The organism is Nocardia otitidiscaviarum NBRC 14405 (assembly GCF_000308635.1).
In the GTDB taxonomy this organism is placed as follows: domain Bacteria; phylum Actinomycetota; class Actinomycetes; order Mycobacteriales; family Mycobacteriaceae; genus Nocardia; species Nocardia otitidiscaviarum.
In genome coordinates, this window is the sequence record NZ_BAGD01000281.1 from 174587 (window position 1) to 194415 (window position 19829).

Annotated in this window: 21 protein-coding genes; 6 read left to right on the forward strand and 15 right to left on the reverse strand. The window is 68.7% G+C overall.

Annotated elements, in window-relative coordinates; translation table 11 throughout:
- Positions 1 to 16: 16 nt before the first annotated feature.
- The gene (locus ON31_RS34100) at positions 17 to 451 is read right to left on the reverse strand and encodes a T6SS immunity protein Tdi1 domain-containing protein (protein WP_157533845.1); all 435 of its coding nucleotides are present in this window, start codon (positions 449 to 451) and stop codon (positions 17 to 19) included.
- Positions 452 to 476: 25 nt separating this feature from the next.
- Positions 477 to 1724 carry an MFS transporter gene (locus tag ON31_RS34105; RefSeq protein WP_081592947.1) on the reverse strand — a complete coding sequence of 416 codons (1248 nt, stop codon included), beginning with the start codon at positions 1722 to 1724 and terminating at the stop codon, positions 477 to 479.
- 210 nt (positions 1725 to 1934) lie between these two features.
- On the opposite strand from ON31_RS34105, the gene ON31_RS34110 reads away from it, so the two are divergent.
- Both ON31_RS34110 and ON31_RS35175 read left to right on the forward strand, forming a co-directional pair.
- Positions 1935 to 2375 (forward strand): hypothetical protein, encoded by a 441-nt coding sequence (locus tag ON31_RS34110; protein ID WP_029932004.1) that lies wholly within the window; start codon positions 1935 to 1937, stop codon positions 2373 to 2375.
- Positions 2376 to 2570: 195 nt separating this feature from the next.
- Positions 2571 to 3008 (forward strand): hypothetical protein, encoded by a 438-nt coding sequence (locus ON31_RS35175; protein WP_147287182.1) that lies wholly within the window; start codon positions 2571 to 2573, stop codon positions 3006 to 3008.
- A 129-nt stretch (positions 3009 to 3137) separates the two neighbouring features.
- Here the strand turns inward: ON31_RS35175 and ON31_RS34120 are convergent, their stop codons facing one another.
- Positions 3138 to 3767, reverse strand: coding sequence for a TetR/AcrR family transcriptional regulator (locus ON31_RS34120; RefSeq protein ID WP_051038282.1), 630 nt, complete (start codon positions 3765 to 3767; stop codon positions 3138 to 3140).
- Between the two features lie 98 nt (positions 3768 to 3865).
- On the opposite strand from ON31_RS34120, the gene ON31_RS34125 reads away from it, so the two are divergent.
- Positions 3866 to 5302 carry an ABC1 kinase family protein gene (locus ON31_RS34125; RefSeq protein ID WP_081592949.1) on the forward strand — a complete coding sequence of 479 codons (1437 nt, stop codon included), beginning with the start codon at positions 3866 to 3868 and terminating at the stop codon, positions 5300 to 5302.
- On the opposite strand, the gene ON31_RS34130 is transcribed toward ON31_RS34125, so the two are convergent.
- The 9 genes from ON31_RS34130 to ON31_RS34170 are packed head-to-tail and all read right to left on the reverse strand — an operon-like array spanning position 5221 to position 13742.
- A complete protein-coding gene (locus ON31_RS34130) occupies positions 5221 to 5823 on the reverse strand; it encodes a hypothetical protein (protein WP_029932008.1) in 603 nt (200 codons plus the stop codon). The two genes, ON31_RS34125 and ON31_RS34130, sit on opposite strands and share 82 nt — an antisense overlap.
- Before the next feature lie 18 nt (positions 5824 to 5841).
- On the reverse strand, positions 5842 to 6798 hold the full coding sequence (locus tag ON31_RS34135) for an MlaD family protein (RefSeq protein ID WP_039819318.1): 957 nt from the start codon (positions 6796 to 6798) through the stop codon (positions 5842 to 5844).
- Positions 6795 to 7907 carry an MlaD family protein gene (locus tag ON31_RS34140; protein ID WP_051038284.1) on the reverse strand — a complete coding sequence of 371 codons (1113 nt, stop codon included), beginning with the start codon at positions 7905 to 7907 and terminating at the stop codon, positions 6795 to 6797. The genes ON31_RS34135 and ON31_RS34140 overlap by 4 nt, the downstream gene beginning before the upstream one ends.
- Positions 7904 to 9001: an MlaD family protein gene (locus tag ON31_RS34145; RefSeq protein ID WP_039819319.1), complete on the reverse strand. Its 1098-nt coding sequence runs from the start codon at positions 8999 to 9001 to the stop codon at positions 7904 to 7906. Before ON31_RS34145 ends, ON31_RS34140 begins: the two co-directional genes overlap by 4 nt.
- Entirely contained in the window at positions 8995 to 9999 is a 1005-nt protein-coding gene (locus tag ON31_RS34150) for an MlaD family protein (RefSeq protein WP_063821613.1), read from the reverse strand. Before ON31_RS34150 ends, ON31_RS34145 begins: the two co-directional genes overlap by 7 nt.
- A complete protein-coding gene (locus tag ON31_RS34155; protein ID WP_039819322.1) occupies positions 9987 to 10994 on the reverse strand; it encodes an MlaD family protein in 1008 nt (335 codons plus the stop codon). Before ON31_RS34155 ends, ON31_RS34150 begins: the two co-directional genes overlap by 13 nt.
- Entirely contained in the window at positions 10991 to 12028 is a 1038-nt protein-coding gene (locus ON31_RS34160) for an Mce/MlaD family protein (RefSeq protein ID WP_039819324.1), read from the reverse strand. Before ON31_RS34160 ends, ON31_RS34155 begins: the two co-directional genes overlap by 4 nt.
- 5 nt (positions 12029 to 12033) lie before the next feature.
- Positions 12034 to 12900, reverse strand: a complete 867-nt coding sequence (locus ON31_RS34165) for an ABC transporter permease (protein ID WP_029932015.1) — start codon at positions 12898 to 12900, stop codon at positions 12034 to 12036.
- On the reverse strand, positions 12897 to 13742 hold the full coding sequence (locus tag ON31_RS34170) for an ABC transporter permease (protein ID WP_039819325.1): 846 nt from the start codon (positions 13740 to 13742) through the stop codon (positions 12897 to 12899). Before ON31_RS34170 ends, ON31_RS34165 begins: the two co-directional genes overlap by 4 nt.
- A gap of 294 nt (positions 13743 to 14036) precedes the next feature.
- Here ON31_RS34170 and ON31_RS35180 point away from each other — a divergent pair, with 294 nt between their 5' ends.
- Together ON31_RS35180 and ON31_RS34180 are read left to right on the forward strand one after the other, a co-directional pair.
- Entirely contained in the window at positions 14037 to 14741 is a 705-nt protein-coding gene (locus ON31_RS35180; protein ID WP_051038286.1) for an acetoacetate decarboxylase family protein, read from the forward strand.
- Between the two features lie 182 nt (positions 14742 to 14923).
- Positions 14924 to 15547 (forward strand): TetR/AcrR family transcriptional regulator, encoded by a 624-nt coding sequence (locus ON31_RS34180; protein WP_029932018.1) that lies wholly within the window; start codon positions 14924 to 14926, stop codon positions 15545 to 15547.
- On the opposite strand, the gene ON31_RS34185 is transcribed toward ON31_RS34180, so the two are convergent.
- From ON31_RS34185 to ON31_RS34195, 3 genes are read right to left on the reverse strand one after another with little or no spacing between them, the layout of a single operon-like run.
- Complete coding sequence (locus ON31_RS34185; protein ID WP_147287181.1) at positions 15544 to 15825, reverse strand: 2Fe-2S iron-sulfur cluster-binding protein; 282 nt, start codon at positions 15823 to 15825, stop codon at positions 15544 to 15546. The two genes, ON31_RS34180 and ON31_RS34185, sit on opposite strands and share 4 nt — an antisense overlap.
- A gap of 16 nt (positions 15826 to 15841) precedes the next feature.
- Positions 15842 to 17206 (reverse strand): oxygenase MpaB family protein, encoded by a 1365-nt coding sequence (locus ON31_RS34190; RefSeq protein WP_039819328.1) that lies wholly within the window; start codon positions 17204 to 17206, stop codon positions 15842 to 15844.
- Between the two features lie 2 nt (positions 17207 to 17208).
- Positions 17209 to 18228 (reverse strand): oxygenase MpaB family protein, encoded by a 1020-nt coding sequence (locus ON31_RS34195; RefSeq protein ID WP_051038288.1) that lies wholly within the window; start codon positions 18226 to 18228, stop codon positions 17209 to 17211.
- 281 nt (positions 18229 to 18509) lie between these two features.
- Between ON31_RS34195 and ON31_RS34200 the strand changes: the two genes are divergently transcribed.
- Positions 18510 to 19829: a serine hydrolase domain-containing protein gene (locus ON31_RS34200; RefSeq protein ID WP_255222376.1), complete on the forward strand. Its 1320-nt coding sequence runs from the start codon at positions 18510 to 18512 to the stop codon at positions 19827 to 19829.

A 19829-nucleotide genomic window follows, 5' to 3' on the forward strand; every position in this document is an offset into this window, starting at 1 on the left:
TGTGGCGCAAGGAGGGTCACTCCATCCCGTGCGCCTGCGCCACCAGATCGAAGAACACCCACACCCCGCCCCGGTCGTAAGATTCCGGAGCCTCCGAGCCGCCCAGGAACGGATACGGCGTGGCGATGTACACCTCGTCGGGCGCCAGTGCGCCCAGGCGGGCCCGAATCGCCGAAACATGGTGCGGCTGTAGCACATACGTCACCACATCCGGATCGAACAGGACGCGGTCCACGAAATCGGCGATCTCGGCGAACGGGCCGTAGACCTTGACTCCCGGACTGTAGGGATCGAGCAACCCGTACTCGCCGGTCCGGGTGCTCATGAGGAAGGCGTGCCCCAGATCCGAGTACCCCACCACCGTGTCGAACCGCGGGTAGTGCGGTGCCCACGCGGGCATCACCCGGTCGAAGCGGACGGGGTCGAGCAATCGGAAGGGCACGCTGGTCACCGCGCCCATCCAACCAGAGCGGCCGTCAGTCCCCGGCGGGCGGGCCGTGGCGGCGCAGCGCCCGCGGCAGGGCGACCGCCACCGCCGCCGTGACCAGCGTGCCACCCGCCCCCGCGACCACCAGCGTGGTGCGGGGATCGGTGGCATCGAGCAGCAGACCGCCGCCGACATACGACAGCGCGGCGGCGATTCCGATGGCGCCGTACAGATTTCCGAACACCCGGCCGAGCATGCCGTCGGGCACCAGCCGCTGGATCAGGGTGCTGGATGCCACGTCCATGCCCGCGATACCGAGGCCCCGCACCGCCTGCACGGTGAACGCGGCGGCCACCGACCAGGCCAGTCCGGTGAGCAGATTCCCGGCGCTGCTGACCAGGAAACCGCCGATGAGCAGTGCGGTCATCGACATACGGGTGCTCAGGCGGCCGATCAGCGCGTAACCGATCAGCAGCCCGATGCCCACCGCGCCCAGCAGCAGGCCCACCGCGGCGTCGCCGGAACCCAGGGTCTGCGTGGCCAGCAGTACCAGGGCCACATCGTCCACGCCGTTGCACGCCACCACCGCACAGAAGCCGAGCGCAACGATCCGCACCACCGGGGTGCGCAGGATGTAGCGCAGGCCGGTCCGGGCCTCGGTCAGCAGCGAACCCGGGTCCCCGTCCGCCGGGGTCGGCGGCATCGGCCGGGTGGCGAGCAGGACCAGCGCCGACAGCAGGAACGAGGCCGCGTCGACCAGCAGCACACCCCGAATGCCGAGGAAGGGCAGCAGGGCGGCGGCCAGCAGCGGGCCGAACGCCTCGGCGGCATTGGCCCCGAATCCGATGGTGGAGTTCGCGGTCGCCAGATCCTTGTCCGCCACCATGGCGGGCACCGCGGACCGGGAGGCGGGCTGGAAGATGTTCGATGCGACGGACCGCGCCGCCACCAGCGCCAGCAGCAGCGGCAGCGGCGGCAGGGACAGCGCGATCAGCAGGACCAGCACGCCCTGCGCCACCTCGCAGCCGATCATGAGGCGGCGGCGGTCGAAGCGGTCGCTGAGCGCACCGGTGAGCGGACTCAGCAGGGAGGGCACGAAATCGCCGACGAGCAGCAGCAGCGCCACCGCCAACCCCTGCCCGGTGGTGTGCGCGACGTGCAGCATGAGCGCGACCAGGCTCATGGAGTCGCCCGCATAGGACACCACCCGCGCCGTGAACAGCGCGCCGAGCGGGCGGTTGGTGCGCAGCAGTCGCAGCGCGCGGCCGCGCTGCGCGGTCGGCGCGGGGGTCGGCATGCGGATGGGCCTCCACCGGATCGGATCTCTCGCCACGGCGGGCACGCCCCGGCAGCGCCCCATGGTGCCCCGGGGGTCGAATGTCACGCAATCGATTTCCGGATTCGGCGGTGCGCGCCTGCGCAACAACCGCGCACCGGTCGGATACCCTGCGAGCCGATTCGAAGATCTGGCCACGATTGACCCGGGTTCACCGAAAGGCGGGGCACGATGAGCGGATTCGACACTTCACGCCTGATGGCCGGCACCGCGTGCGCGGCAGCCTGTCTGGCACTACCGGCGGTCATCGCCCCGCACGCGCAGGCGGCGGTCTCACCGACACTGTCGGTGACGATGGGAGGTTCCGCGCTCGGCGCGGCCAGACTAGCGGCGGTCGGCTGCCCGCAGACCGCGACGGCCCGGGTGACCATGCCCGACGGCAGCCCGGTCACCGGCGGCTTCGTCGACTTCTTCAGCCGCCTCCCCGGTGTAGCCGGCAATACCGTCGGCACCGCCCCGGTGCACGACGGCACCGCCAGCATCCCGTGGGTTCCCGATATCGACGGCCAGCACATCGTCAGCGGCGTCTACTACGGCGGCCCCGCCCACGTCCGCACCACCGCCGGCTACACCACCATCACCACGGTCGACACCGGCGGCGTCTGCGCCTGACCGACACCGACATCGACATCACAAACGCGCCGCGGGGCACCATCCGCGGCGCGTTCGCGTTGCGGGCGGTGACGCCGAAACAGGGGCGGATGTCCGATAGCGTGGGCCGGGTCGTGTCCCTACTGTCGGTGCTTCGGGTCGGGATCCAGGGAAAGGAAACGGATGAAGGTGCGTGGCAGGGCCTGGGGTGCGAGTGTGGCTGCCGGTGTGATGGCAATGGCGGCAATGGTGTTCGGCGGGGCAGGAAGTGCCGCGGCCGATCTTCCCAGCAGCCAGGTGGATATGCGATGTGTCGGCATCAGCCCCAATATCGTGGACCTGCCCTACAGCTCGCAGGTGATCGTCTCGTATCTCTACGACGAGTCGGGCTTCCCGTACATCACCGTCCACACCGGCGCGAGCCTGTGGGGCTACCACACGACCGCGACGCTGCGCTGGACGAATCTGGCCACCGATGCGTCGGGCACAGTGACCGGAGACTCGCCGGTGTCCTCCTTCTTCGGCACCGGCGGCACCGTCTATTTCCGCGAGCCCACGGGTCCGGGGCCGGTTCGACTCGACCTCACGGTGGTGAACTCCGGTCTGGTGCCGGTTCCCCCGGTGAACTGTTCGGGGACCATCGACATCCACTAGCCGCAGTCCGTGTTCGACGAGGGCCCGGTCCACACGGACCAGGCCTTCGTCGCGTTCGCAGCCGAACTCGTGAACGACAGGATCGGGGCCGGAGCGAGAGCGGGTGCGCCTGTTCCGATAGGAGGACGGTCAGTCGGGCCCGCCCGCCGCCGATGCGGCGATGATGGCGGGGAGGTAGGTGCGTGCGAAGTGGCGTGCCTGATCGTCGTCGTCGATCGGCAGGGAGTCGCTCGGGACCATCAGGAACGAGGCGCTGACGCGGATCAACATGTCGGCAGCGCGCAGCGCTCCGTCGAGGGGGAGGGACTCCCCGGTCAGCGCCATCGCGACGGCTGCCCGAATGGGCTCCATGGTGGCGAGATGGTCGGACAGGAAGGAACTGAGCGTTTCGGGCTCGAACTGGCGGAGCGCGGCCATGAGGGGGTGGTGCCGGGCCTCGTGCATGCCCAGGACGAAGGCTTCGATCGCCTTCTCCTCGGGCGATGACTTGGCGAGAATCCGGCTGCTGACGGTGAGGAAGAACGACACCACTTCACGGATCACGACCTGGCGGACGATCTCGTCCTTGTCGCCGAGTCGGCGGTAGATGGTGGGGCGCGATACCTCGGCACGCCGGGCGATATCGCCGACCGAGGTGCGTCGGAAGCCGTGCTCGACGAATTCGGTACGGGCTGCGTCGAGCAGTCGGCCCTGTTCCACGTCGGTCGTGAGCAGCCCGGATCCGAAGAGTTGCTCGACGTCCATACCCATGTGCGTCATATGGGGGAGATTATCGTTCGCAAGTCGGTAACCCGCTACGGGAAGAGGTTTTCGTCTCATTGATCGCCGCAATCCAGTTGTCACGTCATACTTGTCCGATGACGAGGGCGTCACGATCGCGCGCGGGACGCGCGGCCCGGTTCGGCGGTGCGGTGGGCGCCGAAGCGGCGAAACTCGCTGTTCACCAGGCCGTGGGCGTGGTCAGCCCGGGCGCGTCCGCGGATCGCGCCGGGCAGTTCCCCGCCCTCCTCGCGGATCGCCTGGTCGTCGTGCTCGGAAGTCTGCGCGGTGTCGCGATGAAGCTGGGGCAGTTGCTGTCGCTGATCGACGCGGGCCTGCTGCCGCCGAGCGAGCGCGAGTTGTTCCAAGAGACGTTGGCGCGTCTGCAGGACAGTGCTCCGGTGGTGCCGTGGCCCCGGATGCGCGCCCATCTGGAGGCGGAACTCGGCGGGAGATCGGCCGCGGTCTTCGCCGAATTCGATCCCGAACCGGTCGCCGCGGCGTCCATCGGGCAGGTGTACCGGGCACGACTGGCCGACGGGCGTGACGTGGCGGTCAAGGTGCAGTACCCCGATATCGAGGCGGCGGTCCGGGCGGACCTGAAGAATCTGCGCACGCTGCTGAGCGTTTATCGACTGATCCATCCGGCGCTCGACACGGCCGCACTGGCCGACGAACTGGAGGCCCGGATCGGGGAGGAACTGGACTACCGGCTGGAGGCGGCCAATACGCTGCGGCTGGCTGCGGCATACCGGGATCATCCCTTCGTTCGGATACCGGACGTGGTGTCCGAGCTGTGCACCTCTCGGGTACTGGTGACGGACTACCTGTCCGGACGTCCGCTGCGCGAGGCGTATTCCGCGCCGCCGGCCGAGCGTGACCGGATTGCCGAGATCCTTTTCAGATTCTATTGCGGCACACCCTATTTCCTGCGGTTCTACAGTGCCGACCCGCATCCGGGGAACGTGCTGCTCCGCGACGACGGTACGGTCGGATTCATCGACTTCGGCCTGTGCAAGGCCGTGGACGCCGATACGGCCGAGACCGAACTGGCGGCGCTGCGCGCGGGAATCGACGGCGACAGCGAGCGGATCGTCGCGCTCATGGAAGCCCGCGGGTTCGCCTCGCGATCGTCGGTGTCGCGCGACGAGGCGTACGCGACACTGCTGCGTGTCTTCGGCTGGTACCTGCGCGACGGCGAGGTGTCCTTCACACCCGCTGTCGCCAACGATCTGGTGGCGCTGCTGGGGTTCGGGGCGAACCGGACAGGATCGGTGCGGTCGTTCAACCTGCCCGCCGAACAGCTCTTGCGCGGGCGCACCGAGTTGCAGCTGGTCGCGATGCTGGGGCAGCTGCGGCCTCGGACGAATCTGCACGTGGTCGCCCGCGAATGGATCTTCGGCGAGGAACCGGGTACCGAGCTGGGGCGGGCACATCGCGATTGGCGTGAGTGTCAGCGGGTGGGCAGTGCGCCGTCCAGCCCACCGACCTCGGAGACCTGCCAATCCGCATCGCGGTCCACCGAGACCCGGTAGGTGACGGTGGTGCGCGCCCCGTCCGGGGTCTGCGCGCTGGTCGAATTGACATCGAGGAATACCTCGACCTGGTAGATGCCGCCCGATTCGGAACTCACCTTCGCCGCGATGGGCGTGGCGGTGGAGGTCCAGCGCAGCGGTGTGAGCAGTTCCCGTAGCGCCGGTCCGGTCGCGTCGAACTTGCTGGCCAGCTGTGGTGCGGTGCCGTCCTTGAGCTTGGCCAGCCAGGCGGGGAAGTCCTGGTAGTCGATGGTCGAGGCGCCCACCGCGTAGTCGGTCGCGACCTGTTCGGCGTGGCGGCGTCGGTCGTCGCCGGCGGCGCGCTCGTCGAGTTCGTGGCGCGCGGTCCACCACAGGATCGCGAAAACGGCGGTGGCGGTCACGAGTACGGCGGCGATCCCCGAGCGCGCGAGGGCTCTCAGCGGTATCGACACCGCACGTGGGCCGGGTCGGGCATCACGGTCGGCGGCAGCCTGCTCGGCGGCGTCCCGGGTCGGTGTGGTGTCGGTGGGGTCGGTCATGGCTGTTCCCATCTATGGTCAGCGGACGGAAATCTGCAGGCGTACGGACTGGTCGCCGGTCTGCGCTAGTGCCTGGGTGAGCAGCGCGCCGATATCCAGCGCGCCCAGGACGCCCGTGGTGGCCTGCGTCAGCGGCGCCAAGACGGGCACGAGCGGCGCGAGTTCGGGACCGAGGAGACCGAGGCGGTCGGTGAGCTGGTCGAGGAACGGCGCCAGACCGGTGCCGGTGCGGTAGGCGTCGGGAAATCCCTCGCTGTGCACCAGGACATCGAGGGCGTCGACGACCTCACGGACCTTACCGCCGAAGCGGCCGAATTCCGGGCCTCCGGCCCGCAGCGACGTTCCGAGCCAGTCCAGGTCGGCACCGATGGTCTGCAGGTCGGTGAGCAGGCCGCGCAATTGCGGCTGGCGGCTGAGCAGGGTTGCGGCCAGCAGTTCGGCGGACCGGTTCACCTGCGGCAGCACCGATCCGGCGCCGTCGAGACCGGCGGTGAACGTGCTCACCAGGTCGTCGATCGCGCCGGGATCGAGCTGGGTGAGCAGATCGGTCGCCGCCTCGGCCATGCCGGGCAGGGAGAGAGGAGTCCGCACCAGGCGGGTGTCGACCTCGGCGCCGTCGGCGAGCACCGGTCCGCCCACCTCGGTCGGGGTGAATTGCAGATAGGGCTCACCGAGCGCGGACAGCGCCTCGATGCGGACGGTACTGGCGGCGGGGACGGGATGGGTGTCCTCGAGCCGCAGCCGCACCAGGACTCCCCGCCCGGCCACCTCCACCGCGGTGACCTCGCCGACCGGCACGCCCGACAGTAGAACGGGGGAATGTGGTTGCAGCCCACCGGATTCCGGAACGGACATGGTGACGTGCAGGTACTGGCGGAACCAGTCCACCCGGACGACGCCGATGGCCAGGTAGGCCGAGCCCACCACGAAGACCGCGAGGATCGCCGTCACCGACAGCGCGGACCGCGCCGTCATCGCACGACCCCCACCATGCGCAGTGCCGCGAGAATCGCGTCCATCTCGGGCGCGGAGTCCGCCGCGGGCGTTGTCGCGGTGCGGAATTCGGTGACGTTCACGGTGGGACCGTGTTCCGCCCACGGCAGGATGCGATCGTCGAGCAAGGCGACCAGCCTGTTGAGGTTCGAGGGTGCGCTGGTGTCCAGCGGGCCGGTGGTGAACAGCAGCGGCAGGAGCGCGGCGGCCGAGGCGTCACCGGCCTGGGCCAGTGGGCTCAACCAGACCAGCGCGTCCGGCAGCGTGCCAACCGCCGGGAGCAGTCCGAGCAGGCGCACCACGGATGCGGTGGCGGTGGCGACCTGATCGGCTCCCGCCGCCGAGAAGTGCTCACGTATGGCCGACGCGTTGGCGCGGACGGCGTCGAGATCCGATGCGGTGGCGGCCAGCAGCGCGTCCACGCTGTCCAGGTGGTCGCCAAGGTCGGTGACATTGTCGGCGAACAGCGCTCGCAGGCGGGCGGTCTCACGGGGATCCGCCGGTAGCGCGGCGTTGACTTGATTGAGAATGTCCTGCAGTCGGGTGACCGTGCCACCTCGCACGAAGGCGGCCAGACCGGCCATCGTGTCCTCCACCTGAACGGCGGGGCGGGTCTGGTCCAAGGGAATCGTCGCGCCCTCCGACAGTGCGGGACCGGCGTCGCCCGCCGGGGTCTCGAGCGCGATGTACACATCACCGAGCGGCGTGTCCTGCCGCAGTTGCGCGGTGACCGCGCCGGACAGCCGGACGTCGGCGTCGATATCCACGTCCGCCAGTACGAACCCGGGCCGGGCGGCATCGGGAGCGACCAGGGCGACGGCGGTCAGCTTTCCCACCGGCACGCCGTCGGCGACCACCCTCGCGCCGGAGGGCAGGTTCAGCGCGTCGGGGAACTGGATGTGCAGGCGGTAGGCGGGCGTGCGCACGCCACCGCTCAGCGTGGGGAGCGCCGCCGGGTCGACAGCGCATGCGGCGATGAAAACGGCTATGGCCGTGACGAAAACGATGAGCCCGAGCCGTGCCGACCGTATGCCGTGGGCCGGGCCGCAACGCTGTACCGCCGGGTAGCGCCGGTTCCGCGAGAACATCATCGTCCACCTGTCATGCCGAAAACAAATGTTGCGAGATCGATCGCCGCCACCGCGTCCGCCGCGGAGCAACGGCCTGGTTCGAGTGCGTCCACCGCCGCGCACACTGCGGCCCCGACGTGCTGCGGGAGGTGCACACGTGGCGGCGTCCAGGTGAGCATGGGCTGCCCGTCGGGTCCCGCCATGCGGGTGAACGCGCCGACGAGAACCGGCACGGCGTCGACGATGCGCTCGAGCGTGCCGGCGTGGGACGCCAGCAGCCGGATGTAGGGCACCACGGCGTCGAGTCCGCCGAGAATCGCGCCGCCGTATTCGCGAGTGATGTCGTTGGCCCAGGGCAGGATCACCCGCAGGCTGTCGACGAGTTCGGCGAGTTCGGCGAAGATCTCGTTGTTGATCTGATCGAAAACCGCGGGGAAACGCGTGAGAACCTGCTTGTACTCCGCCCAGTTCGCCGCCGTGGCCGCCGACAGGGAACCCAGCGAGTCGATGAGGGCGCCCAGTCGCACCACCGTGGCGTCGGAGGACAGGGCGCCCGAAGCCAGTTGCGTGAGCAGCGCATCGGCCTGACCGCCGGTACCGGCCGTCGCCTCACGCAATTGCCGGAGGGTGCGGCCGACCAGGTCGGGATCGTCGGGGGAATTCAGCTCGAGCATGAGTTCGTTGGCGGCCCGCAGGGTTTCGCTGATGCTCTTGGGTGTGAGCGTGCGGGTGACGCACCGATCCGGATCCCACGGCGTTTCGGTGGAATGCCCCGGCAGCACCGCCAGGTCACGGTCGGCGGCCAGCGTGGTCGCCACGGTCGCCGCGGCGACGTCGCCGTGCAGTCGATGATCGGCGTCGATGTCGAAATCGACCCGGACGCTACCGGTGTCGAGCCGCACGGCGGTGACGGATCCGACGACGACGCCGCGCAGCTTCACATGGGTGCCGGGATACAGGCCGATGGCGTCGGGCATCAGTGCGCAGTAGTGCTCCTCGGGAGCGAGCGGCCGGGCCAGCACCACATAGCCGGCGAGCGCGACAATGGCGGTGACCAGCGCGCCCGCGATCGTGACGAGTCCGCGTGAGGCGAGTAGTCGGCGCACGGTCAGCATTCCTTTCCCGGTAGCGGAACACAGACCGGGGTCAGCACGATCCCGGATTGATCTACCGTCACCCCATTGCGCGCGGCCAGCTGTGTCAGCCGGTCGGTCAAATTCCCGACGGTGCCGATCATCTGGTCGAGCCGCTGTCCCAGCTGCCGCAATGCCGGTAGGGCGCGAGCGAACTCGTCGGCCAGAGGTTGCAGCGTGGTGCGGTAGGCGGGTTCCAGCGCGGCGACGCGGGAGAGCAGCCGGGTGGTCAGGGGCAGGGCGGCATTGATCTCGTCTCGCTTGTCGATCAGGATCGTCTCCACCGCGTTGATGTGCCGAAACAATTGCGCGACAGTCGATTTCGCGGCGTCGATGGTGCCGAGGTACTCGCTGGCGACCGTCAGAGCGGCGTCGATGTCGGCCCGCTGCCGGTCGAGCAGGTCCGTCATGACCAGGACGGTGTCGCCGATTCGGCGCAGTGAGTCCGGATGCCCCGACAGCGCACTCTCCAGGGCGGTGAGATTCTCGCGCACCACGCCGCCGTCCACCCGCTCCAACGGTGTTGTCGCATCCTGGAATACACGCATGAGGCTGTAGGGCAAGCGAACCCGGTCGGCGGGGATGGCAGCGGTGCCGAGGGGGGTCGACCCGGCGGGGGAGAGCGCCACGTAATGTCCACCGACGGCGGTGAGCATGCGGATCTCGAGGCTGCTGGCGTCGCCGACCGGCACCTCGTCGTCGACGGTGAAACGCATGCGGACCTCGTCGGCAAGCAGGTCGACGGCGGTGACGGCGCCGACGGTGATTCCGGCGACGCGCACGTCGTCGCCGACTCGTACCGCGCCCGCCTCGCTGAGCAGCGCCGTGTAGGTGGTCCTGCCCACGGGCAGGACGTACAGCGCCGCGCTGGCCGCGAGCGCGACGACGAGGACGACCGCACCGGCGATGCCCCAGCGCACCTCGCGCCCGGCCGCGTCGCGCCCACCCACACAGTCCTTCAGTCGCGTCATCGTTGGCATACCGTGATCCTTTGCCCGGCGATGAGGATCGCCAGTGGTGCGGGGACGGGCGCGGGCCCGTTGCCGCAGGCGGCGGCTGTGGGCACGACCGCCGCGGCCGCCAGTGTGTCCAGGGTCTGCAGCAGGCCGGGCAGCCGCGACAAGACCTCGCGCGCCGCCTCCGGATCGGGCAGTGCCGCACGCAGCAGCCGGTCGAGGTCCGCATTGGTACCCGGGGAGAGCCCCAGCCGCGCGGCGAGGTCGTCGAGCGGCCGCAGCAGCGCGGGCATGCTCTCGGCGTAGTCGACAATGCCGTGCAGATGCTGTTCGAGTGTGGCGAATACGGCCGTCAACTCGGTGATCGCGGTGATCATATGGGGCGAGCGCCCGGCCAGCGTGTCCGACATCTGCCGCAGATTGCGGACGAGTGTGGATATCACCATCTGACGGTCGCCCACGTAGGCGCCGATCCGCTCGATCGCGTCGAGCACCGGGCCCGGTCCTGCGCCGTCCCCGTCGAGTACGGCGAGCATGGATTCGGCGAACTGGTTCACGGCGTCCGGCGATATCTCGGCCAGTACGGGTTGTAAGCCGTTGAACAGCGCCGTGATATCGAACGAGGGGATGGTGTGCGCCGTGTCGATGGTGGTGCCGCCGGGCAGTGGATCGGTGGTCTGCTCCGGCTGGCGCACATCGAGGTAGCGCTGCCCGGCGAGGCTCTGATAGCGAATCGCGACCCTGGCGTCGCGGTCGATCGGTTGGTCCTGTCGCACCGTGAAGTCGACCCGCGCCAGCGTGCCGTCGAGTTCGACGGTCCGCACCTTGCCGACCGCGAGCCCGTACATGCGGACATCGGCACCCGCGTACAGGCCACTGGCATCGGTGAACAGCGCCGTGAAGCGTTCCGTCGGGCCGGGTACCGGCCGCTGGATCAACTGGATGACGGCAACCAGCAGAACAGTCATGACGGCACCGAAAGCCGTTGTACGCCAAGCGAATCGGAGTGTCTTGCTCATCGGCCGCCACCTGTCCCGATCGCGGATGCCAGCGGGACGGCCACCGCGGGCACACCGCGCAGTACGACCTCGACGTCGAGTGCCGGGCCGTCCGGACCGTCGGTGAACGCACGCCCCAGCCGATCGAGCAGTTCACGCAGCTCCGCACCGGACCGATTCGGATCGGGCACCGTGGCGGCGACCGCACGCAGGATCGGGGTGAGCAGATCGGCGTAGGGACCGAGGCTCTCGCGCGCGGAATGCCCGAAACGCGTGAGGGCGGGAAACAATTCGTCGATGAGGACATCGACCCTGCGGTCGAAGTCGGCGCTGTCGGTCCGTATCGCCGGAATATGGGTGATCTCGTTCAGCAACGCCATACTGCCGTCGAGGAAAGCGGGCACCCCCGTCATCGCGGCGGCGTATCGGTCGATCAGATAAGACGGGGTGTAGCGCTGGGTGTCGGCCACCGTGCGCGCGGTGGCCACGACCGCGTGCAATACCGGGGCCACGGCGTCCAGTTCGACGCTGAGCCTGCTGAGCGAGGCGCTCAGTTGCGGGGTCAGCACCGCACCGGCCAGGCCCGACAGCTGTTCGAGCAGATGCCCCATCGTGACGTCGACCGTCCGACCCGCACCGGTCAGGTCGACGGTGGCGCCGTCGTACAGACGGGTGCCGCCGTCGCCGGGACGCACCGCGATCCGGCTGACTCCGAACAGGTTGGTGGGCGCGAACGCGAGGGTGAGCGTATCGGTGAGATCGCCGACGGCGTCCGCGTCCAGCAGCAGGGTGAGCCGCTGGCGGCCCGGCGATGTGTGCCGGGCGGCGTCCAGTTCGCCGACCGGCACGCCGTACATCTCGACCTGTGTCCCACGGGTGATCCCGCTTCCCACCGCGGCGGTCGTGATCTCCAACCGGAGCTGCCGGTCGGGCGTGGTGGACCGATAGCCGACCACGCCCGCGGCGACGACGGCGACGGTGAGCATCGCGATCAGACCTCGTCTGCGTGCGGTACGCCGATCCGTTGCGGCGCCGGGCATTCCGTATCTGGGCATGGCCCTCACCCCGTGAACTGGATCGAGGAGTCGACGCCCCACAGTGCGAGGGTCAGCACCATGTCCAAGGCGACGATCGTGACGAAGCTGGCGCGCACCGCACGTCCGGAGGCGATGCCGACGCCCTCGGGCCCGCCGGCGGCGAAGAAGCCCTGATAGCAGTGGATGAGGATGACCGCGGTGACGAAGACCAGCACCTTGATCACCGCGGCGACCATGTCCCAGCCGGAGACGAACTGGAAGAAGTAGTGGTAGTACACACCGCTGGACTGGCCGTGCACCACGATGACCACGGCTGCGCAGCTGAGGTAGGCGAGAATCAGCGCGATAAGGAAGGTCGGCACGATCGCCACGGCCCCGGCGATGATCCGGGTGGTGACGACGAACGGTATGGACCGCAGCCCCAGTGCTTCGAGGGCGTCGATCTCCTCCGAGATCCGCATGGCGCCGATCTCGGCGGTCATCCGGCACCCGGCCTGGGCGGCGAAACCGATCCCCGCCGCGATGGGTGCCAGTTCGCGGGTGTTGGCGAAGGCGGAGATGATTCCGGTCAGCGGGCCCATACCGAGCATGTCGAGCATGGAGAACGCCTCGATGCCGGTTCCGGCGCCCATCACCAAGCCGAGTACCACCAGCGTGGGCACGGTTCCGCCGCCCACCACCAGTGAGCCTCTGCCCCAGGTCAGGTCGGTGACCAGGCGAAGGGTTTCGGCGCGATAGTGGCTGAGCGTCAGGGGAATCGAGCGCAGCACCTGCCAGCAGAAGTCCACCACGAATCCCGCGGTCTCCACGGCGGTCGCCGGCAGTGCGGTGACGCGGGCGCCGCGGCGTGTCCACCGCAGCCCGGCGGGCAGGTGACGGCTGGCGATCATGCCAGCCTCACCGGCAGGAACATGGCCGCCAGCTGGGTCAGCGCCAGATCGCAGACGGCGATGGCCACGACCGAGAGCACCACCGCGGCGTTGACGCCGTCGGCGACGCCGCGCGGCCCGCCGCGGGCCTCGAGTCCGCGTTGGCAGGACACGACCACCACCAGGAACCCGAAGAGCACCGACTTGCCCAGGGAGACCCAGACATCGGTGACGCCGGTGAAGGAGCCGAAGGTGAGCCAGTAGCTGCCCGGCGTCACCCCCTGCGCCGTCACGGCCATGAGGTAACCGGCGCCCACACCCACGAAAATGATCAGAACGTTCAGCAGCGGCGCTACCAGCAGCATCGCGGCAACTCGTGGAACGACGAGTCGCCGTACCGGATCCAAACCCATGACCCGCAGCGCGTCGATCTCTTCCCGGATGGTCCGCGCGCCCAGATCCGCGGCGATGGCCGAGGCGCCCGCGCCGCCGAGCAGCAGTCCGGTCGCCATCGGCGCGCCCTGCTTGATCACCCCGAGACCGCCGGCCGCGCCGATCATCGAATCCGCGCCGAGCTGGTGAATGAGATTGCCGACCTGCGCGGACACGATCACACCGAACGGTATGGCCATGAGTACGGCCGGGATCGCGGTGACGGTGATGAGGTACCACGCCTGCCGCCAGAACTCGAGCCATTGGAAACGGCCACGCACCAGGTCGGCGGCGGCGCCGCGCACGGCGATCACCGCCAGCTGAACACCGCGTCCGTAGGTGCGCAGTCCGGTGACGGCGACGTCGGTCAGATTCCGTCGCAGGATCGCCGCGCCCGTCGCCGACGTCGCTGTCGGAGGCGTTGTGGTCATGGGCATCTCTTCCTGGGCAGCAGAGGTAGTGGTGACACACTAGCGTTAAAATGTCACTCTGTCCGCTCAATGGCAGACATCGGCTGGCTAATTATGTCGACTTGATTACCTGCCCTGAACGGCATCTAGTGATTGCTGACGCATAGCTATCTGGAGGGAATTTCGATAGTGTCCGCAGTTCGCGTCCAATCGCAGCATGGTTGTTACCAGGCGGTACGTTACAAAACGACTATCGTGTAACTTCAGTTCTGGTGTGCGATACCGCGCGATTGGCGTCATAGGAGAAGGAGCGCTATGCCGCAGTTCGATCCGGTGGTCGTCGGCGCGCCCGAGACCGCCCTGACCGCCACGCTGCTGCGGCGACTGCCTGCGGAATCCGTCCCCGCCGCGTGGGCGTGCGAGTACGAGGCGGTGTTCTGGTTCGACCGCGCCGCCACCACCGCGTCGCGGGTACTGCCGCCGCTCCTGCGCGGTCGAGCCCGGCCGCTGGTGGTGGTGGGGGGCTTCCTGCGATGCGCGGACTCGCCGATCGGCCCGCATGGAAAGGTGTTGGCGGCCATCGGGTTTCGTTCCGGATTGCGTCCCCGTGGGCATATCGCGTTCATGGCGACGGACTCCGAATCGGGCCTCGTCGGCGGGCGCGGCAACTGCGCTCTGCCGGTGACACTCGCGCGGTTCACCGGCGATCTCGCCTCGGGCACCGTGGTCGCCGTGGAAGGCGACGGCGACGCGACACCGTGGACCCTGGGCGTGACCGCGCGCGCCTTCGGACCCGCCGTGCCGATGCGGTCGACCGTGACGATGCTGCAACAGTTCTCGACAGGTCCGCTGCATCCGGTCACCGCGCGGGCGCGTTTCCGGGCGCGAATGGCGATCGTGGACACCACCATCGACGCCGATACCGAGCTGCCCACCTGGCTACGCTCGGGACGCCGCCCGGGAATCCTGCTGTCGCACCTACGAATAGCAATGCCTCCCGTGGTATCCGACAGTTCGTAACCCGCGTCGTGATCCCGGAAACCGGGCAGGCCCCGCGGCCTGCTCGGACGTGGTGCCGATGCAGGCTCGAGCCGCCCCATCGGCGTCCGGCCGGCGGTCCGCCTTCCCTGCCTCCGATCATCGGGGATGGCGGGCCCGCCGCGCGATCAGAGGTCGCGCCGAGCACCGTTTAGGCTGGCAGCGTGGCCGATGAACGAGTCCAGTTACCGAAGCTCCTCGCCAGCGTGGGATTCGACGCGGATGCCGAGCAGATGCGGTTGCTCGACGCCGCGCGCGCGGAGTTCATCGCGCACGGATATCGGCGCACCTCCGTGGGCGATATCGCCCGTCGCGCGAAGATCGCGCGGCAGACGGTGTATCGGCGTCTGGGCGACAAGGGCGATATCGTGCGGCAGGTGACGCTGCGCGAGGTGGTCGAATTCCTCGAGGCCGTCGGCCCGCGGGTGCTGGCCCACCCGACGCCGGTCGAGCGCGCCGCCGAGGCGTTCGTGCTCGGCGTGGCCGAATGCCGGACCAATGAACTCCTGGCGGCGCTGCGCCGCTTCGAGCCGGAGACGGTGCAGCCGCTGCTGGATGATCGCGCGTCGGCGCTCGAACCGGTGCGCACGCTGATCGCGATGGCGATCACCAGCGAGGGCCTGCCCATGGAGGCGGCGGTGCGCGCCGCCGATCTGATGTTCCGGGTGGCGGCGTCGCTGGTGATCGTGCCATCGCCGGTACTGCCGATCGATACAGACGACCACGCCCGATGGTTGGCGCGCACCTATTTCGGACCGCTCATCGAGGCGTCGGCGGTCGCGGCCTAGAGGTCCAGGACCAACCGGGTCAAGGTGCCGGTGGTGGCCACACAGAGCCGGATGGCGCAGCCGCCCGGTCGCGACACGATCGCCTCCGGCGGCTCGGTCGATTCGAATTCCGCGCCCAGCACCGTGACTTCGCAGCTTCCGCACAGTCCGGCACGGCACAGCGACGCGACCTCGATGCCCTGATTCTCCAGGGCTTCCAGGACGGTGTGCGCGGGCAGCACCGTGACCGTGGTTCCGCTGCGGCGCAATTCGACGCGCAAGGCGGGTGAATCGGTCATGGCCGCCGCCACCCGCTCAGTGCATTGGGCATGCCGTCACACCCTCGGCAGAGCCGTCGTGGTGGTCGTAGGGCGTGCCGTGGATCCCGGCGCGCGCGGCCAGCCTGCGGGTGATGTATGTGTTGACCCGCCATGCCATATCGTCACCCGCGGTGCGACGCCGCATGCGCCACCGCGCCCCCGGCAGCCGATCATCGAGCGCCCGCAGCCGGACATTGACATTGGCGGCCAGGCCGGTGAGCGACGCCCACGGCTGGATGCCGATATCGCGCAAGGGGGTGGCGGCCAGCAGCGCCTTGGCCAGGTCGGTGCTGCTGTAGTAGGCCATCAGTCCGACCGCCGGACCCGCCGCGACGGTGCGCAGGCGCGTGCGCAGATCGGGGGTGGTGAACGATGCGGTGGCGGCGGTAGCCATCAGGTCGGTCCACTCCGGTGCCGTGCCCGCGGTGGCGACCATATAGTCCGACATCTCCATGCCCTCGAGCGCCGAGCGCGGAATGAGCTCGTCGGCCACGCCGAACACGTAGGCGATGTAGGCCCAGTAGTGCATGGCGGCATCGAATTGCGCCATGGTGAATCGGCGGCCGTGGACGTGGTCGAAGCACATGGGGGACAGGCCGAAGGTGACCGCCGCGCCCATCATGGTCGCGTTGGAGATCGGGTTGCCGTTGTGCGCGAAATGCTCATCGCCCCATGCTTTCCGGAGCCCGGCGCGGACTTGGGCGTGCATCAGGCGCACGCGCACGGTGTCTTTGAACACCGGTGACCGGCGGTCCATCCCGCCGGGACGGGTGACGTTCCAGAACCAGGCGGCGGTCTCCAGGTTGCGGCGGTAGGGGTCGTTGACGAAGCGGCCGGTCGCCCCGGTCGCGGAGGCGACCTCCGCGCCGACGAAGGTGCCCATGAAGTCCTGCACGCCCATGGCGAGTTTGCCGGAAGTGGATACGTTGATCCACAGGCGGCGGCCGTGCTCCCACAGGTCGGGGTCGTACCAGTCCGGCGGGTTGTCGAGCTGGTCGAACAGTGCTACCAGTTCCGGCAGCGGATCGGTGACGGATTCGATGCCGTGGTCGAGAGCCTGCTCGAGCATGGCCCGGCCCGCGGCGGTGCCGATGCGGCGGAAAGTGGCGACGAGGTTGTCCATGAGTTCGTCGCCCTGCCAGAGATGGTCGGCCATGAGTCGTGTCGTCGGTGTCGATACGGGCTCGCGGCGCACGTCGATCCATGGTGAGAGCATCTTACGGCGGGGCTCCAGCCACAATGACGAGGAAATCGCCCGCGGCGGCGCGGGCCGCAACGGCATACCGGGCCGCCAGTAATAGTCATGGGGATGTCTGTCGCGGTCGACGGCGACAGCGGCGCTGCTGTCCGGTTCGGTCATTGTCAGAAGCCTGTCAGTTGGCGGAATTTGGTGGTCGTGTCGGACCCGAAGTCGGCGTGCACGGGGCAGTAGTGCTTCGGGTCGTCGCGACGATCGGGTGCGGGCCAGAGAAACTCGGGCGCTTCGGGCGGTGGCAGGTCGGCAGGGCGTTTACCGGCCTCGCGACGGCGGGCGGCCCGGATACGCGGGAAGAAGTATTTGACGGCGTCCGGCGTGACGGCGTTCATGATCGATAGCAGTCGGGTGAGCCGGTCGAAGCGGCGCTGGTCGCGTTCGCTCCAGGCGAAGCACATGGTGCGGCGGATCCCGGGATCGCAGAGGCCGATGGTGACGAAGTGGAAGAAGCGGGCTCCGAGTGGACGGATCACTCGCTCCCACAGGGGTTTCGGTATCCAACGCAGCACCGGGAAGGCGGGTACCGGCGCGGTATCGGCCAGGTGCCAGATATCCCACGCGGCGGTGGTCGGCTCGAGGCCGTTCTCGCACATGTCATCCCAGTACTGCCGGAATTCGTCCCAGCTCTTGGGGACGACGCGCATACTCATGCCGTACATCTCGTACCACTGGTACTGCTCGGCCCACAGCTGTTGTTTCTGCGCCTCCGTGAGGCCGCCCATGAACAGCTCGCCCGCGCGCAGCGTCTGGACGAAGAACACCGCGTGCGCCCAGTAGAAGGTGCCCGGGTCCAGCGCGTGATAGCGCCGCCCCCGACCGTCAACCCCCGTAATGGTGCGGTGGTATCCGACGATCTCGCGGGCGGTCTCCCTGGCGCGCGGGCCGTCGAACACCACCCCGATGATCGGGTAGCCGGACCGGAATACCCGCTGGTAGAACTCGCCCTGGATCTCGGAGTGGAACTCGACACCCGCGCCGAGCCCGGGATGCATGTTCTGCACCATGCCGAGGAACAGCCCGGTCGGGGCGAAGTACAGCGATCCGAAGATCTTCCACGTCAACGAGTCGGGGCCGAGTGGCCGCGGCTCCGGCCGGGAGCTCTCCGCGTCCGCGCTATGTGACAACATGACAGAAGTGTCACATAGTTACATTTGGATGCGCAATAGTAGAACGAACCTGTGAGTCTGACGGCCGGGGTGCGGGCGGCTGCGGCCCGGCCTCGCCGATGGGGTGCGTGCCCGTGCGCTCGCCGGTGGGGCACACGAATACCGGCGGACGCGCCCACGGCTGGTGGAATCTCGTGCGCCCCGAGAAGTTTGGGCCCGACAACTTGGGTCTGAGCAGATGACGCGACGGTCGCTAGCGTGCTGGCCGAGTCCTGATGGGTCGGGGGAGTGGAGAGGCTGGCGTGCGTCGAGCGTTGATGAGTGCCGTGGTGGCGGCGGTGGCGGCCGGAATGCTGCTCGTGGGGTTCGAGCAGCCGGTGGCCGGGGCCGAGCGCGCGGGGGTGAAGCACTGTGCGGTCAGTAGCGGGCGGGAGCCGGACACCGCCACCCCCGAGGAGGTGGGGCTGGACGCGCGGAAGTTGCGGGAGGCACTGGATTTCGCGAACGATCCGACGCGCTTCACCTTCCGGGTGTACCGCAACAACTGTCTCGTCCTCGAGCGCGAAAGCCATGCGGGCGCGGGCCGGATGCCGTGGAATCTGTGGAGCAGCACCAAGAGCGTGGTGTCCATGGTGGCCGGAATCGCGGTCGGCGACGGGAAATTGAATGTCGACGACCCCATCGACCGCTATCTGCCGCCGGGGCTGGGCGATGCCGCGCACCGGGCCATCACCGTGCGCAATCTGCTTACCGAATCCTCGGGCATGCAGGTGGCGGTGGCCTCGGAGGGGATCACCGGGCTGGCGCAGATCGATCCGAATGTGGTGGCGCAGGCCCTGGGTATGCCGATCGTCCATGAACAGGGCACCGAATGGCAGTACAGCCAGCGCGCGGTGGATCTCGTCGTCTACGTCGTCCAGCAGGCGGTCGGCGAGGACTTCCAGGCGTATGCGCAGCGAAAGCTGTTCGATCCCTTGGGAATCCCGGCCGACGACTATCACTGGGCGCGTGACCGCAGCGGAAACACCTACGGTTACGCCCACCTGGTGCTACCGCCCGACGACTTCGTCAAACTCGGTCTGCTCCTGGTCAATCGCGGCAATTGGGATGGGCGGCAACTGATTCCGATCGACTACCTGGAACAGGCGAGCAGTTCCGCCGCCACCCATCCCTGCTACGGCTTCCTGTTCACCATCAACGGCCCGAGCTGCGACGGCGCCTTCCCCGGCCTGCCGAAGGACGCCATCCAGATGTCGGGCATGATGCGCCAGGACAATTTCATCGTGCCGAGTCTCGGACTGCTGGTCAGCTGGACCGGCGTCACGGTACCGGGCGGATCGGTGAGCTTCCCGCACGATGTGCTGCGCGCGGTATCCCAGGCGTTCCTGTCCCCGGAACTCCCGGATCCGGGTCCGTACGCGCCGAAACCGGATATCAGCCTCACCGATCCGATGATCACCAACCCGGACGCGACCCTGGCCGCGCTCGGCCTGGGCCCGATGACCTATCCGGGCTGCGGCCCGCTGAACTGCCTGGGCAAACCACTGTCCCCGCCGTTCGCCGACTGGCCCGCGGGCTGCTTCGTCCTGGGCTGTGTCGGCCCCGTCCCGGGCATTCGGTAG

Excerpts from the sequence above, each read along its gene's own strand:
- ON31_RS34140 (WP_051038284.1), bottom strand. The coding sequence starts at position 7,907 with ATGATGTTCTCGCGGAACCGGCGCTACCCGGCGGTACAGCGTTGCGGC.
- ON31_RS34155 (WP_039819322.1), bottom strand. The coding sequence starts at position 10,994 with ATGAGCAAGACACTCCGATTCGCTTGGCGTACAACGGCTTTCGGTGCC.
- ON31_RS34150 (WP_063821613.1), bottom strand. The coding sequence starts at position 9,999 with ATGCCAACGATGACGCGACTGAAGGACTGTGTGGGTGGGCGCGACGCG.
- ON31_RS34130 (WP_029932008.1), bottom strand. The coding sequence starts at position 5,823 with ATGACCGACCCCACCGACACCACACCGACCCGGGACGCCGCCGAGCAG.
- ON31_RS34170 (WP_039819325.1), bottom strand. The coding sequence starts at position 13,742 with ATGACCACAACGCCTCCGACAGCGACGTCGGCGACGGGCGCGGCGATC.
- ON31_RS34195 (WP_051038288.1), bottom strand. The coding sequence starts at position 18,228 with ATGTTGTCACATAGCGCGGACGCGGAGAGCTCCCGGCCGGAGCCGCGG.
- ON31_RS34160 (WP_039819324.1), bottom strand. The coding sequence starts at position 12,028 with ATGCCCAGATACGGAATGCCCGGCGCCGCAACGGATCGGCGTACCGCA.
- ON31_RS34145 (WP_039819319.1), bottom strand. The coding sequence starts at position 9,001 with ATGCTGACCGTGCGCCGACTACTCGCCTCACGCGGACTCGTCACGATC.
- ON31_RS35180 (WP_051038286.1), top strand. The coding sequence starts at position 14,037 with ATGCCGCAGTTCGATCCGGTGGTCGTCGGCGCGCCCGAGACCGCCCTG.
- ON31_RS34135 (WP_039819318.1), bottom strand. The coding sequence starts at position 6,798 with ATGACGGCGCGGTCCGCGCTGTCGGTGACGGCGATCCTCGCGGTCTTC.
- ON31_RS34125 (WP_081592949.1), top strand. The coding sequence starts at position 3,866 with ATGACGAGGGCGTCACGATCGCGCGCGGGACGCGCGGCCCGGTTCGGC.
- ON31_RS34165 (WP_029932015.1), bottom strand. The coding sequence starts at position 12,900 with ATGATCGCCAGCCGTCACCTGCCCGCCGGGCTGCGGTGGACACGCCGC.
- ON31_RS34105 (WP_081592947.1), bottom strand. The coding sequence starts at position 1,724 with ATGCCGACCCCCGCGCCGACCGCGCAGCGCGGCCGCGCGCTGCGACTG.
- ON31_RS34110 (WP_029932004.1), top strand. The coding sequence starts at position 1,935 with ATGAGCGGATTCGACACTTCACGCCTGATGGCCGGCACCGCGTGCGCG.
- ON31_RS34190 (WP_039819328.1), bottom strand. The coding sequence starts at position 17,206 with ATGACCGAACCGGACAGCAGCGCCGCTGTCGCCGTCGACCGCGACAGA.
- ON31_RS34185 (WP_147287181.1), bottom strand. The coding sequence starts at position 15,825 with ATGACCGATTCACCCGCCTTGCGCGTCGAATTGCGCCGCAGCGGAACC.
- ON31_RS34120 (WP_051038282.1), bottom strand. The coding sequence starts at position 3,767 with ATGACGCACATGGGTATGGACGTCGAGCAACTCTTCGGATCCGGGCTG.